The sequence below is a fragment of the Corynebacterium sp. BF-R-2 genome (assembly GCF_024586525.1).
GTDB lineage: Bacteria > Actinomycetota > Actinomycetes > Mycobacteriales > Mycobacteriaceae > Corynebacterium > Corynebacterium singulare.
On sequence record NZ_JAMFTP010000016.1, the window covers coordinates 33,400 to 53,536 of the forward strand.

Sequence of the window (20,137 nt, forward strand, 5' to 3'; positions counted from 1 at the left end):
CCAAAAGGCTACCAGCGGGAGGTCAGGGTGCCGATGCTGGCCAACGCCACCATGCTTGCCGACGCCGTCCTCAGCACCTCCGGCCCCAACTTAATCGCCGTGGCACCAGCCGCGGTGAGCTGGGCGAGTTCCTCCTCGCCGATTCCGCCCTCAGGCCCCACGAGCAGGTAGATCGTCTCGGAGGCGTCGAGGTCATCGAGGTCTTTAAGCCGCACGGTGGCGTCCTCGTGGAGGACGAGTGCGCCTACGCCGGCGATCTCCTCACACAGCTGGCGCGTGGTCAACGGCCCGCGCACTACAGGGATGCGCGTGCGGCGCGATTGCTTCGCCGCCGCCACAGCCGCAGATTCCCATTTGCCCAGCGCTTTCGGAGCCTTTTTCGCGTCCCACTTGGACACGCAGCGATCCGCCTGCCACGCGATGATTTCATCCGCGCCGGCCTGGGTAGCCAGATCGACTGCGAGCTCGGCGCGCTCGGACTTAGGGATGGCCTGGACCACGACGACGCGCGGGGACGGTTCGGGGGTGGTTGCGATGTCGTCGACAAGCGCGGCGAGCGTGTCCTTGCCCTGCACGTCCGTAATGGTGGCAGTGACGCGGAGCCCGGACCCATCGATCAGGACCAGGTGCTCCCCTGGTCCCATGCGCTTGACGGTGACCGCGTGGCGGCCCTCCGCGCCGTCGAGGCCGACGGGCTGACCGACCTCCGCCAGGGAGAGATCCGGATGCAGGAAGACGGGCAGAGACATTAGCGGCGGAACTTGCCTCGGAGGCGGGTAAAGAGGGATTCACCCTGGTTGTCGCCCGCGCGGTGCACCTCAGTGCCGCTGTGGCCTGCGTTGCGGACCTTCTCCAGAGCCTCGCGGGTCTTCTTGTCCAGGTCGGTCGGGATAACGACATCCACGTGGGCATGCAGGTTGCCAAAACCATCGGTGCGCAGGCGCGGCATACCCTTGCCCTGAAGGGTGATGGACTCGCCCGGCTGGGTGCCCGGCTTGATATCGAGGGTGAGCTCTTCGCCGTCGAGCTGCTCGACGGTGCACGAGGAGCCCAGCGCGGCGTCCACCATCGGCACACGGACGGTTAAGTGCAGGTCATCGGCGTTACGCTCGAAGACCGGGTGCGGCTCGGTGTGCACCTCCACGTACAGATCGCCGGCGGGGCCGCCGCCGTGGCCGACCTCGCCCTGGGAAGCCATGCGGATACGCATGCCATCACCGATGCCGGCCGGAATGGTGACCGTAATATCGCGGCGCTTACGCACGCGGCCATCGCCGCCACAGTGTCCACACGGATCGGTGACAACCTCGCCGTAGCCGTAGCACTTCGGGCAATCGCGGGTGGTCATCATGTTGCCCAGCATGCTGCGCTGAACTTCCTGAACCTGGCCCATGCCGCCGCAGTGATCACAGGTAACCGGCTTGGCCTTGGACTCCGAGCCCGTGCCCTCGCAGCGGTCACACAGCACGGCGGTATCCACCTTGACCTGCTGCTTGACGCCGCTATAAGCCTCTTCCAGCGTGATCGTGGTGCGCAGGAGAGCGTCATCGCCCGGCTGCACGCGGGAACGTGGGCCGCGGGAGGCACCGCCGCCGCCAAAGAACTCGGCAAAGAGGTCACCCAAGCCGCCACCGCCGAAGCCGCCAAAGCCACCGCCGCCTTGGGCAGCACGGTCCTCCATGGGGTCACCGCCCATGTCAACAATCTGGCGCTTCTGCGGATCGAGGAGAACCTCCTGGGCCACGGAGGCCTCGCGGAACTTCTCCGCGGCCTCCTCATCGCCCGGGTTCACATCCGGATGGTACTTGCGGGCCAGCTTGCGGTAGGCCTTCTTAATCTCGGCATCAGAGGCCGACTTATCTACACCAAGAATGCCGTAGTAGTCACGAGCCACGTACTGTCATCCTTTTCTATTTCTCGTTGCTATCTCAGTAATTCAGTCCGGCAGGCAAGCTTACTCGCCCGCGAGGATTTCACTCACATAACGTGCAACGGCAGACACCTTGGCGATTGTTCCCGAATAGTCCATATAAGTCGGCCCCACCACGCCGAGCCCACCGAGCGCTGCTGCCTGGGCCCCTGTGCCGAAGCCATAGCGTGTTGCCACGACAGAGGTTTGGCGCAGCTCATCGGCTTCGTTCTCGTCGCCGATGGATACAGAGACATTGCCCAAGTCGGGCACGCGGGCGAGCAGTTTGAGCACGACGACCTGCTCCTCAAGGGCCTCGATGATGGAGGGCAGGCCCTCCGGCAGCGCCACGCGGGTGAGGTTGGAGGTGCCGGCCATGATCAAGCGATCGGAGGGCTGCTCCACCAGGGTCTCGATAAGGGTGGTGGCCGCTTTGAGGACGTGAGGGCGGATGTCGGCTGGGGAGGCGTCGACAAGCGCGGCGAGCTCCACCGAGGCATCCGTGAGCGTCTTGCCCTCCAGAGTGGTGTTGAGGATGTCGCGCAGGCGGTGGGTCTGTTCGGGGTCGATCACGTCATCGAGCTCCACATTGCGCTGATCGACGCGCCCATTATCCGTTATGAGTACCAACAGCAGGCGCACCGGTGACAGTGCGACAACCTCGCAGTGTTTGACACGGGAAACCTTGAGGTTTGGCAGCTGCACGACTGCCGCCTGCTTGGTCACCTGGGCGAGCAGCTGCACGGAGCGGCGCAGCACGTCTTCTAAGTCCACCCCTCCTTCGAGGAAGGTGAGCATGGCACGGCGTTCTGCTGCCGAGAGAGGCTTGACGTCATGGAGCGTATCGACAAACTGGCGGTAGCCCTTCTGCGTGGGCACGCGCCCGGAGCTGGCATGTTCCTGAGCAATGAGCCCTTCGGCTTCGAGCACGGCCATATCATTGCGGATCGTCGCCGAGGACACGCCGAGCTGGTAGCGCTCGAGCAAAGCCTTCGAGCCGACGGGCGATTGCGAGGCGATGTAGTCCGCGACGATGGCGCGCAGGACTTCTTGGCGGCGGGCATCGGTGGAGCTGGACATGTCTCTAAGGTTATCCGTTCTGGCGGAATGGTGGTGGAATCAGTGCCAATCCGCCGCGGTGTTCAGGCAGGCCGCCAGCGATGCCAGATGGTCTCTCTACTGTGGTCCCCTTAGTCTGGTCCCTTATCGGCGTAAAGGGACCATTTCGGGGCCCATTTCCCGGTCTATATGGTCTCTTTTCGCTGCACAGGGACCAAGGTAAAAGGACCAGACTAGAGGGACCTTTTACAACGAAGCACTGTAAGAGAGCTGCCGAGCAGGTCTGAGGCACCTACTCATGACAGCACAAGCTAGCGAGCGCGGTCCTCAGCGACGAGCAAGTCGGTGATGATGCCATCCGCCAGCAGGCGACCGGCCTTGGTCACGCGCAGGCGGTCACCGGCGCGCTCGAGCAGGCCGCGCTCAATGAACCGCTCGGCTACGGGCTCGGCAGCTGGGGCAAGCCACGAAGCGGGGATACCTTCGCGCAGCCGCAAGCCCAGCATGATGCGCTCGGTGTGGCGGTCCGCCTCGCTGAGCTGCTCGCGCTCCTTAATCGGGAGCTGGCCCTCACCCACAGCCCTGATGTAGGTTCGCGGGTTCTTGACGTTGAAGAAGCGCTCGTTGCCCAGGTGCGAATGTGCACCCGGGCCCGCACCCCACCAGTTGCCGTCAACCCAGTAGATACGGTTGTGCTCACACTCGCCGCCGGGCTTGGCCCAGTTGGAGACCTCGTACCACTCGAAACCTTCCGCTTCGAGGGTGGAAGAAATCATCTCGTAGCGCCTGGCCAGCACGTCCTCATCTGGGGCTGGCAGCAGCCCCTTCGATACCTTGCGTGCCATGCGGGTGCCATCCTCCACGATGAGCGAGTAGGCGCTGATGTGGTCCACGCCGGTGTCCAAAGCGCGCTCGAGGGTGAGGGCCACGTCGGAGTCCTTCTCCGTTGGCGTGCCATAAATCATGTCCAGGTTGACATGCTCGAAGCCCGCGGCAAGAGCCTCACGCGCGGCATCGAAAGCTCGCCCCGGGGTGTGCGCGCGTTCCAAAACGGCAAGCACGCTTGCTGATGCGGACTGCATGCCCAGCGAGATGCGGGTAAATCCGGCGTCGAGAAGCCCTGTGAAATACTCCGGCGAGGTCGATTCCGGGTTGGACTCCGTAGTGATCTCCGCGCCCGGAGCAAGGCCGAAGGTGGTGCGAACCTTCGACAACACGCGGCCAAGGCCGTCCGCGCCAAGCAGGCTCGGCGTGCCACCGCCGATAAAAACGGTTTCGGCTTCGCGGCCAACCTGAGCGGCGGCCATCTCCAGTTCCCTCTCCAACGCGTCGAGATAATCGCTGGTCAGATCCCCTCCGAGCTCACCCGGGGTGTACGTGTTGAAGTCGCAGTAGCCGCAGCGTGAGGCGCAGAAGGGGACGTGAATGTAAAGACCAAAGGGATCCATGGGGAACAAAATAACCGACTCGCCCGTTGAAGCGGTAGTCTATAGTGCAGATTTGCCACCCCGATTCTTAAAGAAAGGCCCCCTGTACGTGGAACCTCCGAGTCGATGTCCCCGCCGCCTACCTAAGGCGGTGGGGTAAGCCGTGTTATCTGCAATCCTGATGATTCTGGCGGGTTTCGTCGTCATCGGCCTGATTATCGTGGCCAACGCCTATTTTGTGGCGCAGGAATTCGCCTTCATGTCGGTGGACCGCACCCAGCTGCGCCAGCGCGCGGCCGAGGGTGACAAACCTGCGGAGCGTGCCCTCGGCATCACGCAGAAGACATCCTTTATGCTCTCCGGCGCGCAGCTGGGAATCACGATTACGGGCCTGCTCATTGGTTATGTGGCCGAGCCCCTTGTGGGCCAGGGCTTGGGCAAGCTCCTCGGTGATGTTGGCGTACCGGTGGGCGTGTCCGTCGCGGTAGGTACCGTGACGGCGCTGGCCGTATCGACGGTGCTCACCATGCTCTTTGCTGAGCTCTTCCCCAAGAACTACACCATCGCGGCCCCCATGAAGTCCGCGCTGTGGCTCTCCGCCTCGACGATGTGGTACCTGCGCATCTTCGGCTGGCTCATTCACTTCTTTGAGTATTCGTCCAACGCCATTCTCAAGGTGTTCGGCATCGAGCCGGTAGAGGATGTCGATTCATCCGCCACCACCGATGACTTGGAGTCCATCGTGGATGCCTCCCACGAAGCCGGTGACCTGGACGAGGACACGTACCTCGTGCTCGATCGTCTGCTGCACTTCCCCGAGCACGATGTGGAACACGCCATGATTCCGCGTTCGCGCGTGGATGTCATCGAGCCGGAAACCACGTTGGGTGAGGTTCGGGAGATGATGTCGGAGAATCACACGCGCTACCCCATCATCGATGATGAGCACAATCCCATCGGTGTAGTCCACCTCTATGATGTGCTCGGCACCGAGCTTCCTCCGGCGACACCGGCCCGCGAGATCATGAAGGAACCCGTGGTGGTGCCGGAGCTCATGCCGCTTCCCGACGTCGTCACAGAGCTTCGCGACGCTGACGAGAAACTCGCCTGCGTCATCGACGAGTACGGCGGCTTCGTGGGCATCGTGACCATGGAAGACTTGGCCGAGGAGATCCTCGGCGATGTCACCGACGAGCACGACCTCGAAGAGACCGAGGAAATCACCGAGCAGGACGAGACGCACTGGATCGTCGACGGTGACACGCCTATCGACGAAATCGAGCGCGCCATCGGCCACGATTTGCCGGAGGGCGATTTCGAGACCGTCGCCGGCCTGCTCATCGCGCACTCCGGCGCGCTGCCAGAGGAAGGCGAGCTGCATTCCATTGAGCTCGAGGCCGAACCGGACGATTGGGTCGATGGTGATGAGGCGCCCACGCGTACGCTCAACGTGCGTGTTGAGGAAGTCGACCGCCATGTGCCCTCCGTTCTGGCTCTGGAACTCGTCGAGGAATTCCCGGAAGAGGAGGATGACTAATGACTGACACGTGGTGGTTTAACCTCATCATTACCCTGCTCATCATCGCGGCCTCCGGGTTCTTCGTGATCGTCGAGTTCTCCCTCATGGGCGCTCGCCGCAACCGCTTGGAGGAGACCGCGGAATCTTCTTCCGCCTCACGTGCGGGCCTGCGCTCCCTCAACGAGCTGACCATCATGCTCGCCGGCGCCCAGCTGGGCATCACCGCAGCCACATTCGTCCTCGGTGCGGTGACCAAGCCGTGGGTCCATCACCTGCTTATGGCCCCGCTGGAGGCACTCGGCCTGCCACTGGGCATTGCTGACGTCATCTCCTTCATCCTCGCCCTCTTCATCGTGACCTTCCTGCACCTGGTCATTGGTGAGATGGCGCCGAAGTCCTGGGCCATTGCCCACCCAGAGACGGCCCTGCAACTTATCGCCGTGCCCGCCCGCGGCTTCATCTGGCTCTTCCGTCCTCTACTGATCTGGATCAACAAGATGGCCAACAAGCTGGTTCGCATGACCGGTGAGGAGCCCGTGGACCGCGCCGGTGCCGCCGGCTATGACGCGGAAACCCTGCGCCACTTAGTGGAGCACTCGCGCCTGACGGGCACGCTTGATGATGACTCCGCGAACCAAATCACCGGCGTCATCGAGCTGGAGGCCTCCACCGCGGCTCAGCTCGCCCGCGAGCACGGCTCTGAGATTCTGCCGCTGTCCTCCGATTCCACCGTGGCCGAGCTACATGACCTGGTGGTGCGCAAATCCATCATGCGCGTGCTGGTCTACCCGCGTACATCGCGCATCCCGCGCATCGTGCACGTGCGTGACACCCTGCTCGCGGATCCGGAGACCCCGGTGCTGGACTTTTCCCGCCCCGCACTGGCAGTTAGCTCCTCCTCCACCGTGCAGAAGACTCTGGATCAGATGCGTGCACGCAATGAACAGCTCGTCATGGTGGGCAAGCCCACCAAGGACAAGACGGTGTGGATCCTCACCTGGGATGACATCATGGGCCAGCTATGGCCGCAGATTACCGAGCAGCTGGATCAAGCCGCCCCGGCCACGAAGAATCCGGGGGCCTAAAGCCGCCGGCAATAAAGAAGAGCGCCACCGAGAGAGGGAATCTCGGTGGCGCTTTCCTTTGTCCTTGTGTGTTGGCAACAAGGAAGTCTGTGGGGGTGCTCTATGCGGTCGTCGCGGCCTTCTGACGCTTGGCACGGACACGGGCGACGACGGCGTCGATACGCGCACGCTCCTCCAGGAAGGGTGGCGGGTTGTGGCCGCGCATAGTGCGCACGAAAGCGGGGTGCGCCTCGACCACGGTGTGGCGCCAAGCCTGCATTGCGATGAGGGAGGACTCTCCTGCGCGCTTGTACAGGTTCGGCAGGGAGATAACATCGAGGTTGCGGGCCACGGCGTCGGTTTGCGCCAGCACGTACTCGACCAGCTCGCGCAGGTAGGCTGCTACAGCCGCGGTGCGCCCGCGCAGGGTTTCGGCAAGCTCCGACACCACGACGGGTGGGCCGGAGATGGGCAGGCCTTCAGCGAGCGCGCGGGCGGTGAGCTGCGCGGGCTCCTCGACGTCATTATCGCCGGAGGATGCCGCCGATATGGTGCCGGATTTTAGTCCCGACACGAGCGCGTGGCGCAGGCCGATGAGCTCCCCGACGCAGCGTCCGGAATCAACGCGGGCATCCTCGACGATGTCCCCCAGTTCAGCCAAGCAATCGAGGGCAAGTTCTTCGTCCCAGTCCTCGATAGCCTCGATGAGGTGCTCAATGTAATCAACGACTTCATCGCCGATGTTATAGATTTCTTGGGTCAGCTCACGGTGGCGCAGCTCGGCTGCGATTTTGTGCATAGGCTGCCCTTTCCGCGGGAACCTCTAGTTGAGGTTTAGAGTTTTTCTGACCCCGCTGACTCTATTAGAGATCCCCGCGTCGAACCGCGCGACACTCCGAAGAAATTCACAGACTCCGCCCAGCGGCACCTGCCACCGGGCGGAGTCTGAGTCACTGGGCCCACGTCAGTGGGCTCGCGTTCTGAGGATTACTTCTTGCCGGCGTAGAGGCGCTCGATGTCGGCCGCATAGCGCTGCGCCACGACGTAGCGCTTGACCTTCATAGTCGGGGTGAGCTCATTGCTTTCCTCGGTGAGGTCCTGGTCCAGAATGACGAACTTCTTGATACCTTCCGCGTGGGACACCGTGGCGTTAACCTGGTTGATGGCGTCCTGGATGTCCGCGCGTAGGCCCGGATCGGCGGAGACCTCACGGATGCCCTTGGCCGCGGAGATGTTGCGCTCGGCCTTCCAGCGCTTGAGCGCGTCCTCGTCGAGAGTCAGCAGCACGCCGACGAAGGGCTTACCGTCACCGACCACCATGGCCTGGGAAATCAGCGGGTGGGACCGCAGGATATCCTCCATTGGACCGGGCGAGACATTCTTGCCGCCCGCGGTCACGATGAGGTCCTTCTTGCGTCCGGTGATGACGAGCTTGCCATCCTCATCGATCTCACCAAGGTCACCGGTGTTGTACCAGCCATCACTCAGGGCTTCCTCGGTGGCCTCCGGGTTCTGCCAGTAGCCCTTGAAGACGACGCCACCCTTAATCATGATCTCGCCGTCATCGTTGATGCGCAGCGTTGTGCCACCCAGCGGCGGACCGACGGTACCGATGGACTGATCCACAAAGTCCACGGCGGCCGCCGCGGCGGTCTCAGTGAGTCCATAGCCCTCATAGATGGTCACGCCGATACCGCGGTACCAATGCAGAAGTTCCTGGGAAATGGCCGAACCGCCGGAAATGCAGTACTTCACCTCGCCGCCCATGGCCTCACGGATTGCTCCGTAGACGAGCTTGTCAAAGGCCTTGTGCTTGGCCTTGAGGAAGCGGTCAGGACCCTCCGGAGTGTCGAGCGCCTTGGAGTACTCGATGGCTACCTTTTCCGCGCGATCGAAGATAGCGCCCTTGAACGCGGAGGAGCCATGCGCCTTGGCGGAAGCGCCGTTGCGCACCTTTTCAAACACGCGCGGCACGCCCAGAATCAGATTCGGACGAGAGCGCGCGAACTCAATGGTGATGGTGCCGAAGTCTGCCCAGTGGTTCTGGGATGCACCACCAATGGTGACCGCAAGGGACACCGCGCGGCTAAAGACGTGCGCCAGCGGCAAGAATGTCAGCACGTGGGAACCCGGTACGGCGATGGCACCGATCGGGTTGGTGAGCAGGCCACGGGCCTCCGCCAGCCAGTTGCGGTGGGTAAGCATGCAGCCCTTCGGGCGGCCGGTGGTGCCGGAGGTGTAGACCAGCGAGGCCACGTCATCGGTAGCGGTGGCCTCAATGCGTTCGTTCACTGCGGCGTCATCAAGCTCGCGGCCCTCAAACTTCAGGGTGTCAATGGCAGAAGAGTTAATCTCCAAGATGCGGCGCAGCTGGGAAGGTGAACCGTGCAGCTGCGGGGTTCCGTCCTCACGCAGCTTGAGGTGCTTGACCAGCTCAGAGTGCTCGCGCGTCTCCGTAATCGCCAGGACAGCGCCGGAATCTTCCACAATCCACTGAACCTGGGAGAGCGAGGAGGATGGGTAGACCGGAACGGAAATCGCGCCGGCAGCCCAGATAGCGTAATCCAGCAGGGACCACTCATAACGCGTCGTCGAGATCAAAGCAACGCGGTCGCCCTGCTCCACGCCGAGGGCAATGAGGCCTTTCGCCACCGCGTAGACCTCCTCGACGAATTCTTTTGCGGTAACGTTGACCCACTCGTAGTTCGCCGGACGGGTAAACATTACGCCATGTGGGCGGGCCTTCGCCGTGGCCATCATGGCCGTCAGGCAGGTCTCCCCTTCATCAATCTGGAACTGAGCTTTGGTATGTGCCTCATTTAAAGTCACAGTTGTGTCCTTTCCCACAAAAACTAAATTCCAGCCCACTCTACCAACCGGAATTATCACGTGCGTGCGGAGGGCGTGGCACAATTAGGCGATGTGACTACCCGTGATCTGCTTCAAGAGCTCGCCCAGCGCCACGGAGTGGCCTGCGAGTACACCGCCCAGAACGGACAGCCTGTGTACGTCAGCGAGGAAACTATTACCTATACGCTGCGCGCACTCGGCGTCTCTATCTCTGACCGACCTGACGATGAAGAATTAACACAGGCCCTCTTTGAGGACTACCTGGATCGCGCTTCCCGCCCATTGCCACCGTGCGTCGTGGCGCGCGAAGGCGCAGAAAAATCCTTCACTGTTCACGTCCACGATGGTGATCTCGTCACCGTCACCATTGAGTTGGAGAATGGCGAGACGCGTCCGACATACCAGGACCACAACGACGCCCCGCCTGCCGACGTCTCCGGGATCATCTGGGGCGAGGCCTCCTTCCACGTTCCTGGAGACTTGCCGTTGGGCTTCCACACCCTGAAGCTGTCCTCTCCGGGCATTGGCGAGTATGAATGCCCGCTCATCGTCGTGCCGAACCACCTGAGCACAGCGGATCGCTTCCTCGAGCAGCCCGCAGCGGGTGCGATGGCGCAGCTGTACTCAGTGCGCTCCGACAAGTCCTGGGGCATGGGTGATTTCGGCGACCTGGCCGAGCTTGCAGAGATTCTCGCGCCGCACTATGACTTCCTCCTTATTAACCCGTTGCATGCAGGTGAACCGCTCCCGCCAGTGGAGGATTCGCCGTACCTGCCCACCACCCGCCGTTTCATCAACCCCATTTACATCCGCGTCGAGGATGTTCCGGAGCTGAAGCTCCTGAGCCCAGAGCTGCAGGATGATGTGGCCGAGCTGGCTTCCGAGTTCCGCGAGCGCAACCACTCCGCAGAGGAGATTGACCGCGACTCCATCTTCGAGGCCAAGCTGCAGGTACTGCAAGAGCTCTTCAACCAAGAGATGACACCGGAGCGCCGTGCGGCCTTTGGTGAATACCAGCGCCGCGAGGGCCGCGGCCTGCGCAACTTTGCCCTGTGGTGCGCTGAGACCGAGTTGGAGCGCCACAGCGGCCGCCGCCACGCACTTGACCTCGATGTCTCCGATTTGGCGGAGTTCTACTCGTGGTTGCAATTCCTCTGCGATGAGCAGCTGGACGCCGCTCAGCGCCGCGCGCTCAATGCTGGGATGTCCATTGGCCTTATCACGGACATGGCTGTGGGCATCCACCCCAGCGGCGCCGATGCGGTCAACCTCTCGGAATACCTTGCACCGCAGTGCTCGGTAGGTGCACCGCCGGATGATTACAACCAGCAGGGCCAGGATTGGTCACAGCCGCCGTGGCACCCGGTGCGTTTGGCAGAGTCCGGCTACCTCCCGTGGCGGAACCTGCTGCGCACCATGCTGGGCAACGCGGGTGGTCTGCGCGTGGACCACGTTCTCGGTCTGTTCCGCCTGTACTGGATTCCGCGCCACTCCAGCCCACTCAACGGCACGTACGTGAACTATGACTGGGAAGCCATGCTGGGGATCTTGGCGCTCGAGGCCGAACGCGCCGGTGCAGTCCTCGTGGGCGAGGACCTAGGCACCCTCGAGCCCTGGGTTCAGACTGCTCTGCAGGACATGGGTGTGCTAGGCACCACCATCATCTGGTTTGAACATGCCGATGATGGCCCCACTCCGCGCCCTCAAGATCAGTACCGCCAGATGGCGATGTCCTCCGTGGGTACGCACGATCTGCCGCCCACCTTGGCGTACCTACGCGGTGAACACATCGCGCTGCGCGCACGCTTGGGTCTGTTGACTACCGCAGTCGCGGATGAAATGGAGCAAGACCGCGAGTGGCAAAGCGAGGTCAAAGACAACCTGCAGGCCTACGGCATGCTGGATAATCGTGAGAACGCAGAAGACGTCCTCGTGGCGCTCCACGAGTACGTCGCCGGCACGCCGTCCGCGCTGACTATCACTAATGTCGTGGACATGGTCGGTGACGTGCGCGCACAGAACCTTCCGGGAACGACGAAGGACCAGTACCCCAACTGGTGCATTCCGCTGTGCAACACCGCCGGCGAGCCGGTGCTGCTGGAGGATCTGCCGAAGCAGGAGCTTTTCCAGCGCCTAGCCCAAGTGTCAACGCGGTCGAGCTAAGACGCGGCTGAGGGCGGGCCGACTAGACCAGCAGGCCCGCTACTGCCACAACGACGATGAGCGCGATCATCAACCACAGGGTCACGCTCACTCGGGATTTGGGGAGGGCCCGCTTACGCTGGGGCTGCTCTGGGCGCTCGGGGTCCCAGAGCCCTTCACGGTGATCATCGGGAGTCATGCTCACCCATCCTAGTCACGGCCTCCACGCGGGAGTACACGCGGTCAATAACCCACATGAGAAGCCACCCCATAATCGTCGCGGCCGGCACGGCGGTGACGGCAAGCACCGCCATTTGCGCCCACACTGGCGCTTGCACAAGCCATTCCATGCCCTCAGGGTAGCCTGTTGGACATGAGCAGCGCACCTCTCGACATCACCTGCCCCGCAGGCACCATCACCGGATACCTCACGGATGATGTGGCCCACTTCCATTCCATTGAGTACTCCCACATCCCAGGAGATTTCGCGGATCCCGAGCCCGCTGCCCGCCGCGATCAGGATGCGCGCACACCGCATCCGGAAAAGATCGCGCTCACCATCACCGCGCCATCCGAGCCGCTCACCACTGGCGAACACCATGCATCTTCGCAGGCACCGGTGCTGGTCTATGTCCACGGAGGGCGCTACGAGCACGGTTCCCACGAGGACCGCCGCGCAGAAGGCACGCCGACCGCGCAGGCGGGCATTGTGCACGTGCAGCTGGGCTACCGCGTGGGACTGTCGGGCCTGGCACGTTTCCGCGATGATGAACCCCACCGCTACCGCGCCATTGAGGACCTGCAGCTGGGCCTGGAATGGATCCAGCGCAACATTGAATCCTTTGGCGGTGACCCCACCAACGTCACTCTTCTGGGCCAGTCCGCCGGAGCCAATGCCGTGCTGTGGCTGACCCGGCGCGATCACTACCGCGGCGCCTTCCGCCGTGGTGTTGCGCTGTCCCCCGGTTTCCCGCGCGAGAGCTTTGAGGAGCGCAAGGCCACGCTGCGTCAGGTAATGAAGAAGCCCATTACGCGCTCTTCCCTGGCTGCGATGAGCCAGGAGGAGCTCCACGCCGGTTATAAAAAGTTCCGCAGGAAGTACAACTTGGACATGGCGCTCGGCCCGACGCCCATGGTGTGCTCGCAGCTTGCCCAGGTCCCCCTCATCCTCGGAAGCACCCGCGACGAGTTCTATAACATCCCCGCCACCCAGAAAATTGACCGCTCTCCCTTCCGCGGGATTGCTTTGCGGTACTTGGCACCGCGTTTGGGTTTCCCGCGCAATGGCTTCAAGCCGTGGTATCAGGTGGCGCGGTTCCTGGATAAGGATCGACCGTCTGGCCGCATGGTGGGTGATGCCATCATCCGCCGGTGGACGGCGGAGGTGGCAGAAAAGGCGCCGGGTGAGACGTGGATGGTGGAATTCACGCGCTCCTCCGGCCCGGCGCTGCATTGCGAGGAGCTGCGCCCGCTCTTCGGTCGAACCGAGCTGGCCGCGTGGCTGCAGGAGTACGTGCGCACTGGCGATCCTGGTTTCGAGTCCTACCGCCCCGAGCATGCCGTGTGGGAGTACAACCTGGATAATGGGGAACACCGCGTGGCGCACTCCAGCTTGGATTACATTTCCGCGGCGTTCGCCAAGGACGGCGCTCTGCTTTAGCGCAGGAGCGCCTCGCGCAGGGGCGCGTGAGCAAGCTCCTCGATCATCCACGGGCTAAACGCGAAAGGCGTAGCCTGTGCGGCGGCGAGGACATCGCCAGCAGGAGCCCACGCGTAGGAATCGACCTCATCCGGATTTGGCGTCGGTTCGTCGGTGGTCTCAAAGAGGTAGACCGGGCAAATCTCATGTTCCACCACCCCAGAGGAATCCTCCGCGCGGTAGGAAAAGTCCGGCAACACCAGCTCTGGGGTGCCGGTGAGGCCGAGTTCGAAGTGGGCACGGCGCACGACGGCGTCACCAGTTGCCTCGCCGGGACCTGGGTGCCCGCAAAAGGAGTTGGTCCACACGCCGGGCCACGTCAGCTTGGACAAGGCGCGGCGGGTGAGCAAAATCGTGCCCTCGCGCACGACCCACGCGGAGAACGCAAAATGAAGCGGGGTATCCGCGGTGTGCACAGCGGCCTTGTCCGCCGTGCCGATAGCTTCTCCTTCAGGTGAGGCCAGTACGACGAGTTCCGTCATAGGTTAAGGTCTCCTACAAAGCGCACATTGCCAATGGTAAAGCGCGCATTCCACAGGTTGCCGGCGGCAACGTTATAGACATACTGAAGGTTGGTCGAAGCCCCTGCACCCAGCGGGTGGTCCAATCCCGGCGCGGGCAGCGACACATTGACCTCAGGGTCATAAGGAACCGGATCAACCGCGGCCCACCCGCCGTTGCCATCGGCACGCTCCAGGGTGGGTTCCGCGAGGGCGTCGGCAGGCAGCGGCAGCTCCCCCAGGTTGTGAATCTTCACGGTCAGCACGGTGCCGCCCCCGCCGGCGTACAGTCCCTGCAGCTCATATTCCACGTTGAGGCCCTCGTCCTTGGCGGGCTCTGCCAGGTTGTCGGTCACCTCGCGGACATCGACGTCTTTAGCCTCAAACGTTGGTGGCTCCGAGCTGGAGACCACGATGTTGTCCTGCGGGCCCGCGTCCGGCGGTTGGAGGATGCTGCAGCCCGACAAGGCCACCAAGCACAGCGGGACGCACGCTAGGGGGAGGTAGTTCTTCACCGCGAATCCTTTTCCATCACGACTACGGTTTCTCCCCTACCTTAGTCCACGGGTTGGATATTCCTATTAAGGGCGTATCATCAGCCGGCGATGAACTCTATTCTCCGCATCGTCCGCAGTGCCTCCGCTCTGTGGCCGTTCTATCTCGGCGTCCTTATCACCGCATCAGTGACCGCTATTCTGTCGCTGCTGACCCCATTTATCCTCCGCGAGGCCACGGACACCGTCGTGACCGGCGGAGCTTTGCGCACCATCGTGTGGTGGGTTTTCGCCCTTTTCGTGGCGGATGCGCTGGGCAACGTAGTGAAGAATATCGGGGGCTATATCGGCGACGTGATGGTTTCCCGCCTGCGCCAGATTCTCTCGACGCGCTACTTTGCCAAGCTGCTGTCCGTGCCGCAGGGCTACTACGACAACCAGGTCACGGGCACCATCATCGCGCGCTTGGATCGCTCGATTGCCAATGTAACGCAGTTCCTACAGTCCTTCTCCAATAATTTCTTCGTCATGCTCATCCAGGCCGCGGCGGTCCTCGTCATCACTGCGGTGTATTACTGGCCGCTGGCGATTCTCTTGGCTGCGCTCTTTCCTATCTATATGTGGCTCACGGCAAAGACCTCATCGCGCTGGCAGAGGTTTGAGGCCATCAAGAATGAGAACATTGACCTGGCCAATGGCCGTTTCGCGGAAGTTATTGGCCAAGTGAAGGTGACCAAGTCCTTCGTGGCCGAAGCCCGTGAGCTGGCCTCGTTCGGTGGCCACTACCGCACCGTGGTGGATACAACGAGGCCACAGTCACGGTGGTGGCATTCCATGGACACCGCGCGTGGAGTAGCCATGGCGCTCATCTTCTTCGGTATCTACGCACTCATTTTCTGGCGCACACTGGACGGCCATTTCTCCATCGGTGACATGGTCATGCTCCTGCAGCTGGTGAACATGGCCAAGCAGCCAGTGTTCATGATGAGCTGGATCGTGGATATCAGCCAGCGCGCTATTGCCGGCTCCAAGGATTACTTCAAGGTCATGGAGGAAACCCCGGAGCCCACGGTCAACCCGCAGCTGGTTTCTGCCGCTGCGGCGTCCGACGTCCCGGAGCTCGATCTCCCCCCTGTCGAACCGTTGGCCCCAGCTGAGGGTCCCGTCTTTGCTTTCAACGATGTGTCCTTTGCCTACGAGGCGGACAAGCCGGTGGTGAACGGCATCACCTTTAGCGCCGAGGAAGGGCACAAGGTGGCGCTCGTGGGCGAGTCCGGTGGCGGTAAGTCCACGTTGGTCAACCTGTTGCTGGGCCTGTACCAGCCCACGGAAGGCACGCTGTCGGTGCTTGGACAGGACGTGGCCACGCTCACGGCGGAACGCCTGCGTGCCTCGGTGGGCGTGGTCTTTCAGGAGTCCTATTTGTTCTCCGGAACCATCAAGGAGAACATCGCCTACGGTAAGCCAGGGGCATCGATGGAGGAGATCATCGCCGTGGCCAAGCGGGCCAACGCCCACGGTTTTATCGAGGAATTCCCGGATGGCTACGACACCGTCATCGGCGAGCGCGGACTGAAGCTCTCCGGTGGGCAGAAGCAGCGCGTGGCCGTGGCACGCGCCATGCTCAAGGACGCACCGATCCTGGTCCTCGATGAGGCCACCTCCGCGCTCGACACCAAGGCCGAGCGCGCCGTGCAAGCAGGGCTGGATGAGCTCATGAAGGATCGCACCACGCTCATCATCGCGCACCGCCTGTCCACCATTGCGGATGTGGACACCATCGTCACGCTCGACCGCGGTGTCATCTCAGAGATCGGTTCGCCAGCCGAGCTCGCACAGAGCGACGGCATCTATGCCGAGTTGCTCCGCCTGACCCAATCCGCCTCCGCCGCAGACCGCCAGCGACTGAAAAAATACGGATTCGTGCAGACTCCCTCCGAGTAGGGTGGGGCCCATGCATTTTCCTAGTCTGAAAGAACTCTCCGCCCGCGGGACGCGCAAGTGGACCGTGTACGACGAGGATGTCATCCCTCTCTGGATCGCCGAGTCCGATTTTCTCACCGCACCCGCGGTGAAGGAGGCAATCCAGGAGGCCGTTGACGCCGAGTCCTTCGGCTATACCCCGGCCCCCAAGGCCTCGGAGCTCAATGCGGCCGTCGCCGATTTCTACGAAACACGCTATGGCTGGCGCCCGAAGCACGTGTTCTGGATCGGGGACGTTGTCCGCGGCCTGTTGCTCGGCGTGCAGTACTTCACCGAGGGCCCGGTTGCGGTCCCAGTTCCCTCCTACCCACCCCTCTTGGAGCTTCCAGAAACGGCAGGTCGCGAGAAGATCGAGACCTCCCTGGAGCTTGCGGACATTGAGCGTGCTTTCCAGGCCGGCGCCGGCTCCATCCTGCTCTCCCACCCGTACAACCCCCTCGGCATTGTCTTTGATGAGGAGTGGCTGCGTGGGCTGGTGGCGCTGGCGGATAAGTATGATGCACGCATTCTTTCCGACGAAATCCACGCGCCACTGGTCTACAAGGGCCGCCACATCCCGCTGGCCTCCCTGTCGGATCGCGTCATCACCGTCACCGCCACGTCCAAGGCATGGAACACCGCGGGCCTCAAGTGCGCGCAGGTCATCCTGTCCAACTCCGCCGATGTGGAGCGCTGGAATGGCCTCACCGGAGTAGCCAAGGACGGCACCGGCACGCTCGGTGTGCTGGCGGCGGAGGCCGCCTACCGCAAGGGCGTGGACTTCCTCGATGAGGAAGTGGAGTACCTCAAGGACACCCGCGATTGGCTGGTGGATGAGCTACCCAAGCGCGTGCCGGGGCTCAAGACGTCCCGTCCGGAGGCCACGTACCTCTTGTGGCTCGACTTCTCAGAGACAGCCATCGGGGATAACCCGAAACCGGCCGCGTGGGTCCGCGAGCACGCCAAGGTAGCCCTCAATGAGGGTGTGACCTTCGGTACGGGCGGCGAGCACCACGCGCGTCTCAATTTTGCGACCTCCCGTGAGCTGCTGGAAGAAGCACTCGACCGCTTGGAGAAGGCCTTCCACTAGAATTTACATCTCACGTCATGGGCATTATCCTTGGAAAAATGTCCATAAACGACGCTCAGGCCTCCCCGCATACAGCCTCGACTGGTTCTCCCGTGAAGACCATCGTCGTGGCTTCCCTCATGCTCTTCTCCATGTTCTTTGGAGCGGGCAACCTCATCTTCCCGCCGGAGGTCGGTGTCTCCTCCGGCACCAACTTCTGGCCCGCCACCTTGGGCTTCCTCGCCGCCGGCGTGGCGTTGCCGGTTCTCGCCATCATCGCGGTGGCCATCTCCGGGCAGTCTGTGCGCGATATTGGCAACCACGGCGGCAACGTTTTCGGCGTTGCCTTCTCCGTCATTGCCTACCTCGCCATCGGCGCTTTCTACGCCTTGCCGCGCACGGGTGCGGTGTCGATGGAAACCGCCATTACCCCACTGCTGGGCTGGGAAGGTACTGCCGCCAACGGCGCCTTCAACGTGGTCTTCTTCCTTATCGCTCTGGTGCTCGCGTGGCGCCCGAACAACATCATCGACACCTTGGGAAAATTCCTCACCCCAGCGCTCGTCGCCCTGCTCGTCGTGTTGATCACTGTGGCAACCGTGAGCAACCCACGCGTCCCGGGCACACCAACGGAGGAGTACGCGACCTCGCCGTTCGTCACCGGCCTGTTTGAGGGCTACAACACCATGGACGCCATCGCCGGCTTAGCCTTCTCCATCGTCATTGTGAACTCCCTTCGCTCCAAAGGTTTTTCCAAGAACACTGAGTTGCTGCGCGGCACGGTGGTCTCCGCGGTCATTGCCGGAATTCTGCTCGCCACGATCTACTTGGGCTTGGCGTGGATTGGCCAGACCATGCCGAACGGCTCCTCCTACGACTCAGGCGCCGCCTTGCTTGCCGACGCCTCCAACCTCACCCTCGGCACCACCGGCCAGGCCGTTTTCTCCGCCATCGTCATCTTGGCCTGCATGACCACCGCGGTGGGACTCATCTCCGCCACGTCAGAGTTCTTCGCCATGCTGGTTCCGAAGACCTCCTACCACTTCTGGGCCTGCCTCTTTACAGCGCTGTCCATCGCTTTTGCTTTCCAAGGCCTGGAGACCGTGCTGTCGATTGCCGTGCCCTTCATCATCTTCCTGTACCCGCCGGCCATCTCGCTCATCGCTCTCACCTTGCTGCAGCCAGTGGTCAAGCGCTGGGTGACCTTCCACTGGGCATTCCGACTTGCACTGTGGGTATCCGTCCTGTGGTCTGCGGCTACCTCCTTTGGTGCACCGCTAGACTTCTCCCCTGGTCAGGACGTGGGCTTGGGCTGGGTTGTTCCCACCCTCCTTGCGTTCATCATCGGCGTTATCATCGATGTTGTATCTACAGGCTCTGAAGAAAGAAGTGAGTAACTCATGACGCAGCGCGCCGCCTTGTCCATCCTCGATTTCTGCACCATCTACGACGGAGAGTCCCCCGCCCAGTCAATGGCCAGGTCGGTCGAGCTGGCACAGCGCGCGGAAGCCTTGGGGTTTAAACGTATGTGGTACACCGAGCACCACAACATGCCCTCCATCACCTCCTCATCCCCGGCCGTTCTCATCGCCCACATTGGCGCCAAGACCGAGCGCATCCGCCTCGGCTCAGGCGGCGTGATGCTGCCCAACCACGCTCCCTATGTCATCGCCGAACAGTTCGGCACCTTGGCCGAGCTCTACCCCGATCGCATCGACCTGGGCCTGGGCCGCGCCCCTGGTACCGATATGCAGACCTTGGGCCGCGCGCTGCGTCGCGATGGCCACGCCGCGGAGCGCTTCCCGGAGGACATCAGGGAGTTGCAGGGCTACCTCGCCGGCACATCCATCATCCCGGGCGTTCAAGCCATCCCAGGCGCTGGCACCAATGTGCCCATCTATATCTTGGGCTCCTCCATGTTCGGCGCCTCACTGGCAGCCAAGTACGGTCTGCCCTACGCCTTTGCCTCCCACTTCGCCCCGCAGCACCTCGAGTCCGCCACCGCCTACTACCGCGAGAACTACCAGCCTTCCGAGTCCTTCCCCGAACCTTATGTCATCGCCGGCGTCAACGTCACCGCAGGTGAAAACGCCGAGGAGGAGTTCGAGCGCGTGTGCTTCCGCCGCGTCAAGGCCTTTGTGGGCAGGAGCAAGCAGCTTTCTGACGCCCACGTGGAGCAGATCATCTCCACCGCCCAGGGCCAGCAGATCCTCGACATGCTCAAGTACTCCGCCGTGGGCAACGGCGAGCACGTCCGCGAGTACCTTGCAGAGTTCCAAGAGCTAGCACAGGCGGACGAGCTCATGATTTCACTGCAGTCGACCAATCACGAGAAGGTCTTGGGTAACATGGAAACACTGGCGCACGCGTGGGAGTTGTAATGTTTCCCCAACGTGCAAGACTTTTTGCATGCGCGTGAATTAATATTAGACCTGTTATAACA

General features: G+C 62.4%; 18 protein-coding genes. 8 read left to right on the forward strand and 10 right to left on the reverse strand.

Annotation, left to right across the window (positions count from 1 at the left end; genetic code table 11):
• Nucleotides 1-8: 8 nt before the first annotated feature.
• The 4 genes from M5J09_RS11840 to hemW all read right to left on the reverse strand — a co-directional run bounded on the left by M5J09_RS11840 (nt 9) and on the right by hemW (nt 4,416).
• Nucleotides 9-749: a 16S rRNA (uracil(1498)-N(3))-methyltransferase gene (locus M5J09_RS11840; RefSeq protein WP_257157996.1), complete on the reverse strand. Its 741-nt coding sequence runs from the start codon at nt 747-749 to the stop codon at nt 9-11.
• Nucleotides 749-1,894 (reverse strand): molecular chaperone DnaJ, encoded by a 1,146-nt coding sequence (gene dnaJ / locus M5J09_RS11845; protein ID WP_042531861.1) that lies wholly within the window; start codon nt 1,892-1,894, stop codon nt 749-751. The genes M5J09_RS11840 and dnaJ overlap by 1 nt, the downstream gene beginning before the upstream one ends.
• Nucleotides 1,895-1,954: 60 nt before the next feature.
• Complete coding sequence (gene hrcA / locus M5J09_RS11850) at nt 1,955-2,989, reverse strand: heat-inducible transcriptional repressor HrcA (RefSeq protein WP_257157997.1); 1,035 nt, start codon at nt 2,987-2,989, stop codon at nt 1,955-1,957.
• Nucleotides 2,990-3,279: 290 nt separating this feature from the next.
• Nucleotides 3,280-4,416, reverse strand: coding sequence for a radical SAM family heme chaperone HemW (gene hemW / locus M5J09_RS11855; RefSeq protein WP_257157998.1), 1,137 nt, complete (start codon nt 4,414-4,416; stop codon nt 3,280-3,282).
• A 142-nt stretch (nt 4,417-4,558) separates the two neighbouring features.
• Between hemW and M5J09_RS11860 the strand changes: the two genes are divergently transcribed.
• Together M5J09_RS11860 and M5J09_RS11865 are read left to right on the forward strand one after the other, a co-directional pair.
• Entirely contained in the window at nt 4,559-5,932 is a 1,374-nt protein-coding gene (locus tag M5J09_RS11860; RefSeq protein ID WP_070538579.1) for a hemolysin family protein, read from the forward strand.
• Complete coding sequence (locus M5J09_RS11865; RefSeq protein ID WP_257157999.1) at nt 5,932-6,999, forward strand: CNNM domain-containing protein; 1,068 nt, start codon at nt 5,932-5,934, stop codon at nt 6,997-6,999. Before M5J09_RS11860 ends, M5J09_RS11865 begins: the two co-directional genes overlap by 1 nt.
• 100 nt (nt 7,000-7,099) lie before the next feature.
• Here the strand turns inward: M5J09_RS11865 and M5J09_RS11870 are convergent, their stop codons facing one another.
• Together M5J09_RS11870 and M5J09_RS11875 are read right to left on the reverse strand one after the other, a co-directional pair.
• The gene (locus tag M5J09_RS11870; RefSeq protein ID WP_257158000.1) at nt 7,100-7,777 is read right to left on the reverse strand and encodes a hypothetical protein; all 678 of its coding nucleotides are present in this window, start codon (nt 7,775-7,777) and stop codon (nt 7,100-7,102) included.
• A gap of 188 nt (nt 7,778-7,965) precedes the next feature.
• Nucleotides 7,966-9,807 (reverse strand): long-chain fatty acid--CoA ligase, encoded by a 1,842-nt coding sequence (locus M5J09_RS11875; protein ID WP_070538581.1) that lies wholly within the window; start codon nt 9,805-9,807, stop codon nt 7,966-7,968.
• A 93-nt stretch (nt 9,808-9,900) separates the two neighbouring features.
• Here M5J09_RS11875 and malQ point away from each other — a divergent pair, with 93 nt between their 5' ends.
• Entirely contained in the window at nt 9,901-11,991 is a 2,091-nt protein-coding gene (malQ, locus tag M5J09_RS11880; RefSeq protein WP_257158001.1) for a 4-alpha-glucanotransferase, read from the forward strand.
• Nucleotides 11,992-12,013: 22 nt separating this feature from the next.
• On the opposite strand, the gene M5J09_RS11885 is transcribed toward malQ, so the two are convergent.
• Both M5J09_RS11885 and M5J09_RS11890 read right to left on the reverse strand, forming a co-directional pair.
• The gene (locus tag M5J09_RS11885) at nt 12,014-12,169 is read right to left on the reverse strand and encodes a hypothetical protein (RefSeq protein ID WP_168162220.1); all 156 of its coding nucleotides are present in this window, start codon (nt 12,167-12,169) and stop codon (nt 12,014-12,016) included.
• Entirely contained in the window at nt 12,156-12,320 is a 165-nt protein-coding gene (locus M5J09_RS11890; protein WP_168162221.1) for a hypothetical protein, read from the reverse strand. The genes M5J09_RS11885 and M5J09_RS11890 overlap by 14 nt, the downstream gene beginning before the upstream one ends.
• 23 nt (nt 12,321-12,343) lie before the next feature.
• Between M5J09_RS11890 and M5J09_RS11895 the strand changes: the two genes are divergently transcribed.
• Nucleotides 12,344-13,630, forward strand: a complete 1,287-nt coding sequence (locus M5J09_RS11895) for a carboxylesterase family protein (protein ID WP_257158002.1) — start codon at nt 12,344-12,346, stop codon at nt 13,628-13,630.
• Here M5J09_RS11895 and idi read toward each other — a convergent pair.
• Nucleotides 13,627-14,151 carry an isopentenyl-diphosphate Delta-isomerase gene (gene idi, locus M5J09_RS11900; RefSeq protein WP_257158003.1) on the reverse strand — a complete coding sequence of 175 codons (525 nt, stop codon included), beginning with the start codon at nt 14,149-14,151 and terminating at the stop codon, nt 13,627-13,629. The genes M5J09_RS11895 and idi overlap by 4 nt on opposite strands.
• A complete protein-coding gene (locus M5J09_RS11905) occupies nt 14,148-14,684 on the reverse strand; it encodes a hypothetical protein (RefSeq protein ID WP_042531880.1) in 537 nt (178 codons plus the stop codon). Before M5J09_RS11905 ends, idi begins: the two co-directional genes overlap by 4 nt.
• A gap of 90 nt (nt 14,685-14,774) precedes the next feature.
• On the opposite strand from M5J09_RS11905, the gene M5J09_RS11910 reads away from it, so the two are divergent.
• Genes M5J09_RS11910 through M5J09_RS11925 form a run of 4 tightly spaced genes read left to right on the forward strand, consistent with a single transcriptional unit; the run spans nt 14,775 to nt 20,075 of the window.
• Nucleotides 14,775-16,607 (forward strand): ABC transporter ATP-binding protein, encoded by a 1,833-nt coding sequence (locus tag M5J09_RS11910; protein ID WP_257158004.1) that lies wholly within the window; start codon nt 14,775-14,777, stop codon nt 16,605-16,607.
• Nucleotides 16,608-16,617: 10 nt separating this feature from the next.
• On the forward strand, nt 16,618-17,715 hold the full coding sequence (locus tag M5J09_RS11915; RefSeq protein ID WP_070538586.1) for a MalY/PatB family protein: 1,098 nt from the start codon (nt 16,618-16,620) through the stop codon (nt 17,713-17,715).
• Between the two features lie 38 nt (nt 17,716-17,753).
• On the forward strand, nt 17,754-19,091 hold the full coding sequence (gene brnQ / locus M5J09_RS11920) for a branched-chain amino acid transport system II carrier protein (protein WP_257158005.1): 1,338 nt from the start codon (nt 17,754-17,756) through the stop codon (nt 19,089-19,091).
• Nucleotides 19,092-19,094: 3 nt separating this feature from the next.
• Nucleotides 19,095-20,075 carry an LLM class flavin-dependent oxidoreductase gene (locus tag M5J09_RS11925; RefSeq protein WP_257158006.1) on the forward strand — a complete coding sequence of 327 codons (981 nt, stop codon included), beginning with the start codon at nt 19,095-19,097 and terminating at the stop codon, nt 20,073-20,075.
• Nucleotides 20,076-20,137: the final 62 nt, after the last annotated feature.

Excerpts from the sequence above, each read along its gene's own strand:
- M5J09_RS11840 (WP_257157996.1), bottom strand. The coding sequence starts at position 749 with ATGTCTCTGCCCGTCTTCCTGCATCCGGATCTCTCCCTGGCGGAGGTC.
- hrcA (WP_257157997.1), bottom strand. The coding sequence starts at position 2,989 with ATGTCCAGCTCCACCGATGCCCGCCGCCAAGAAGTCCTGCGCGCCATC.
- hemW (WP_257157998.1), bottom strand. The coding sequence starts at position 4,416 with ATGGATCCCTTTGGTCTTTACATTCACGTCCCCTTCTGCGCCTCACGC.
- M5J09_RS11865 (WP_257157999.1), top strand. The coding sequence starts at position 5,932 with ATGACTGACACGTGGTGGTTTAACCTCATCATTACCCTGCTCATCATC.
- M5J09_RS11870 (WP_257158000.1), bottom strand. The coding sequence starts at position 7,777 with ATGCACAAAATCGCAGCCGAGCTGCGCCACCGTGAGCTGACCCAAGAA.
- M5J09_RS11885 (WP_168162220.1), bottom strand. The coding sequence starts at position 12,169 with ATGACTCCCGATGATCACCGTGAAGGGCTCTGGGACCCCGAGCGCCCA.
- M5J09_RS11890 (WP_168162221.1), bottom strand. The coding sequence starts at position 12,320 with ATGGAATGGCTTGTGCAAGCGCCAGTGTGGGCGCAAATGGCGGTGCTT.
- M5J09_RS11895 (WP_257158002.1), top strand. The coding sequence starts at position 12,344 with ATGAGCAGCGCACCTCTCGACATCACCTGCCCCGCAGGCACCATCACC.
- idi (WP_257158003.1), bottom strand. The coding sequence starts at position 14,151 with ATGACGGAACTCGTCGTACTGGCCTCACCTGAAGGAGAAGCTATCGGC.
- M5J09_RS11910 (WP_257158004.1), top strand. The coding sequence starts at position 14,775 with ATGAACTCTATTCTCCGCATCGTCCGCAGTGCCTCCGCTCTGTGGCCG.
- M5J09_RS11915 (WP_070538586.1), top strand. The coding sequence starts at position 16,618 with ATGCATTTTCCTAGTCTGAAAGAACTCTCCGCCCGCGGGACGCGCAAG.
- brnQ (WP_257158005.1), top strand. The coding sequence starts at position 17,754 with ATGTCCATAAACGACGCTCAGGCCTCCCCGCATACAGCCTCGACTGGT.
- M5J09_RS11925 (WP_257158006.1), top strand. The coding sequence starts at position 19,095 with ATGACGCAGCGCGCCGCCTTGTCCATCCTCGATTTCTGCACCATCTAC.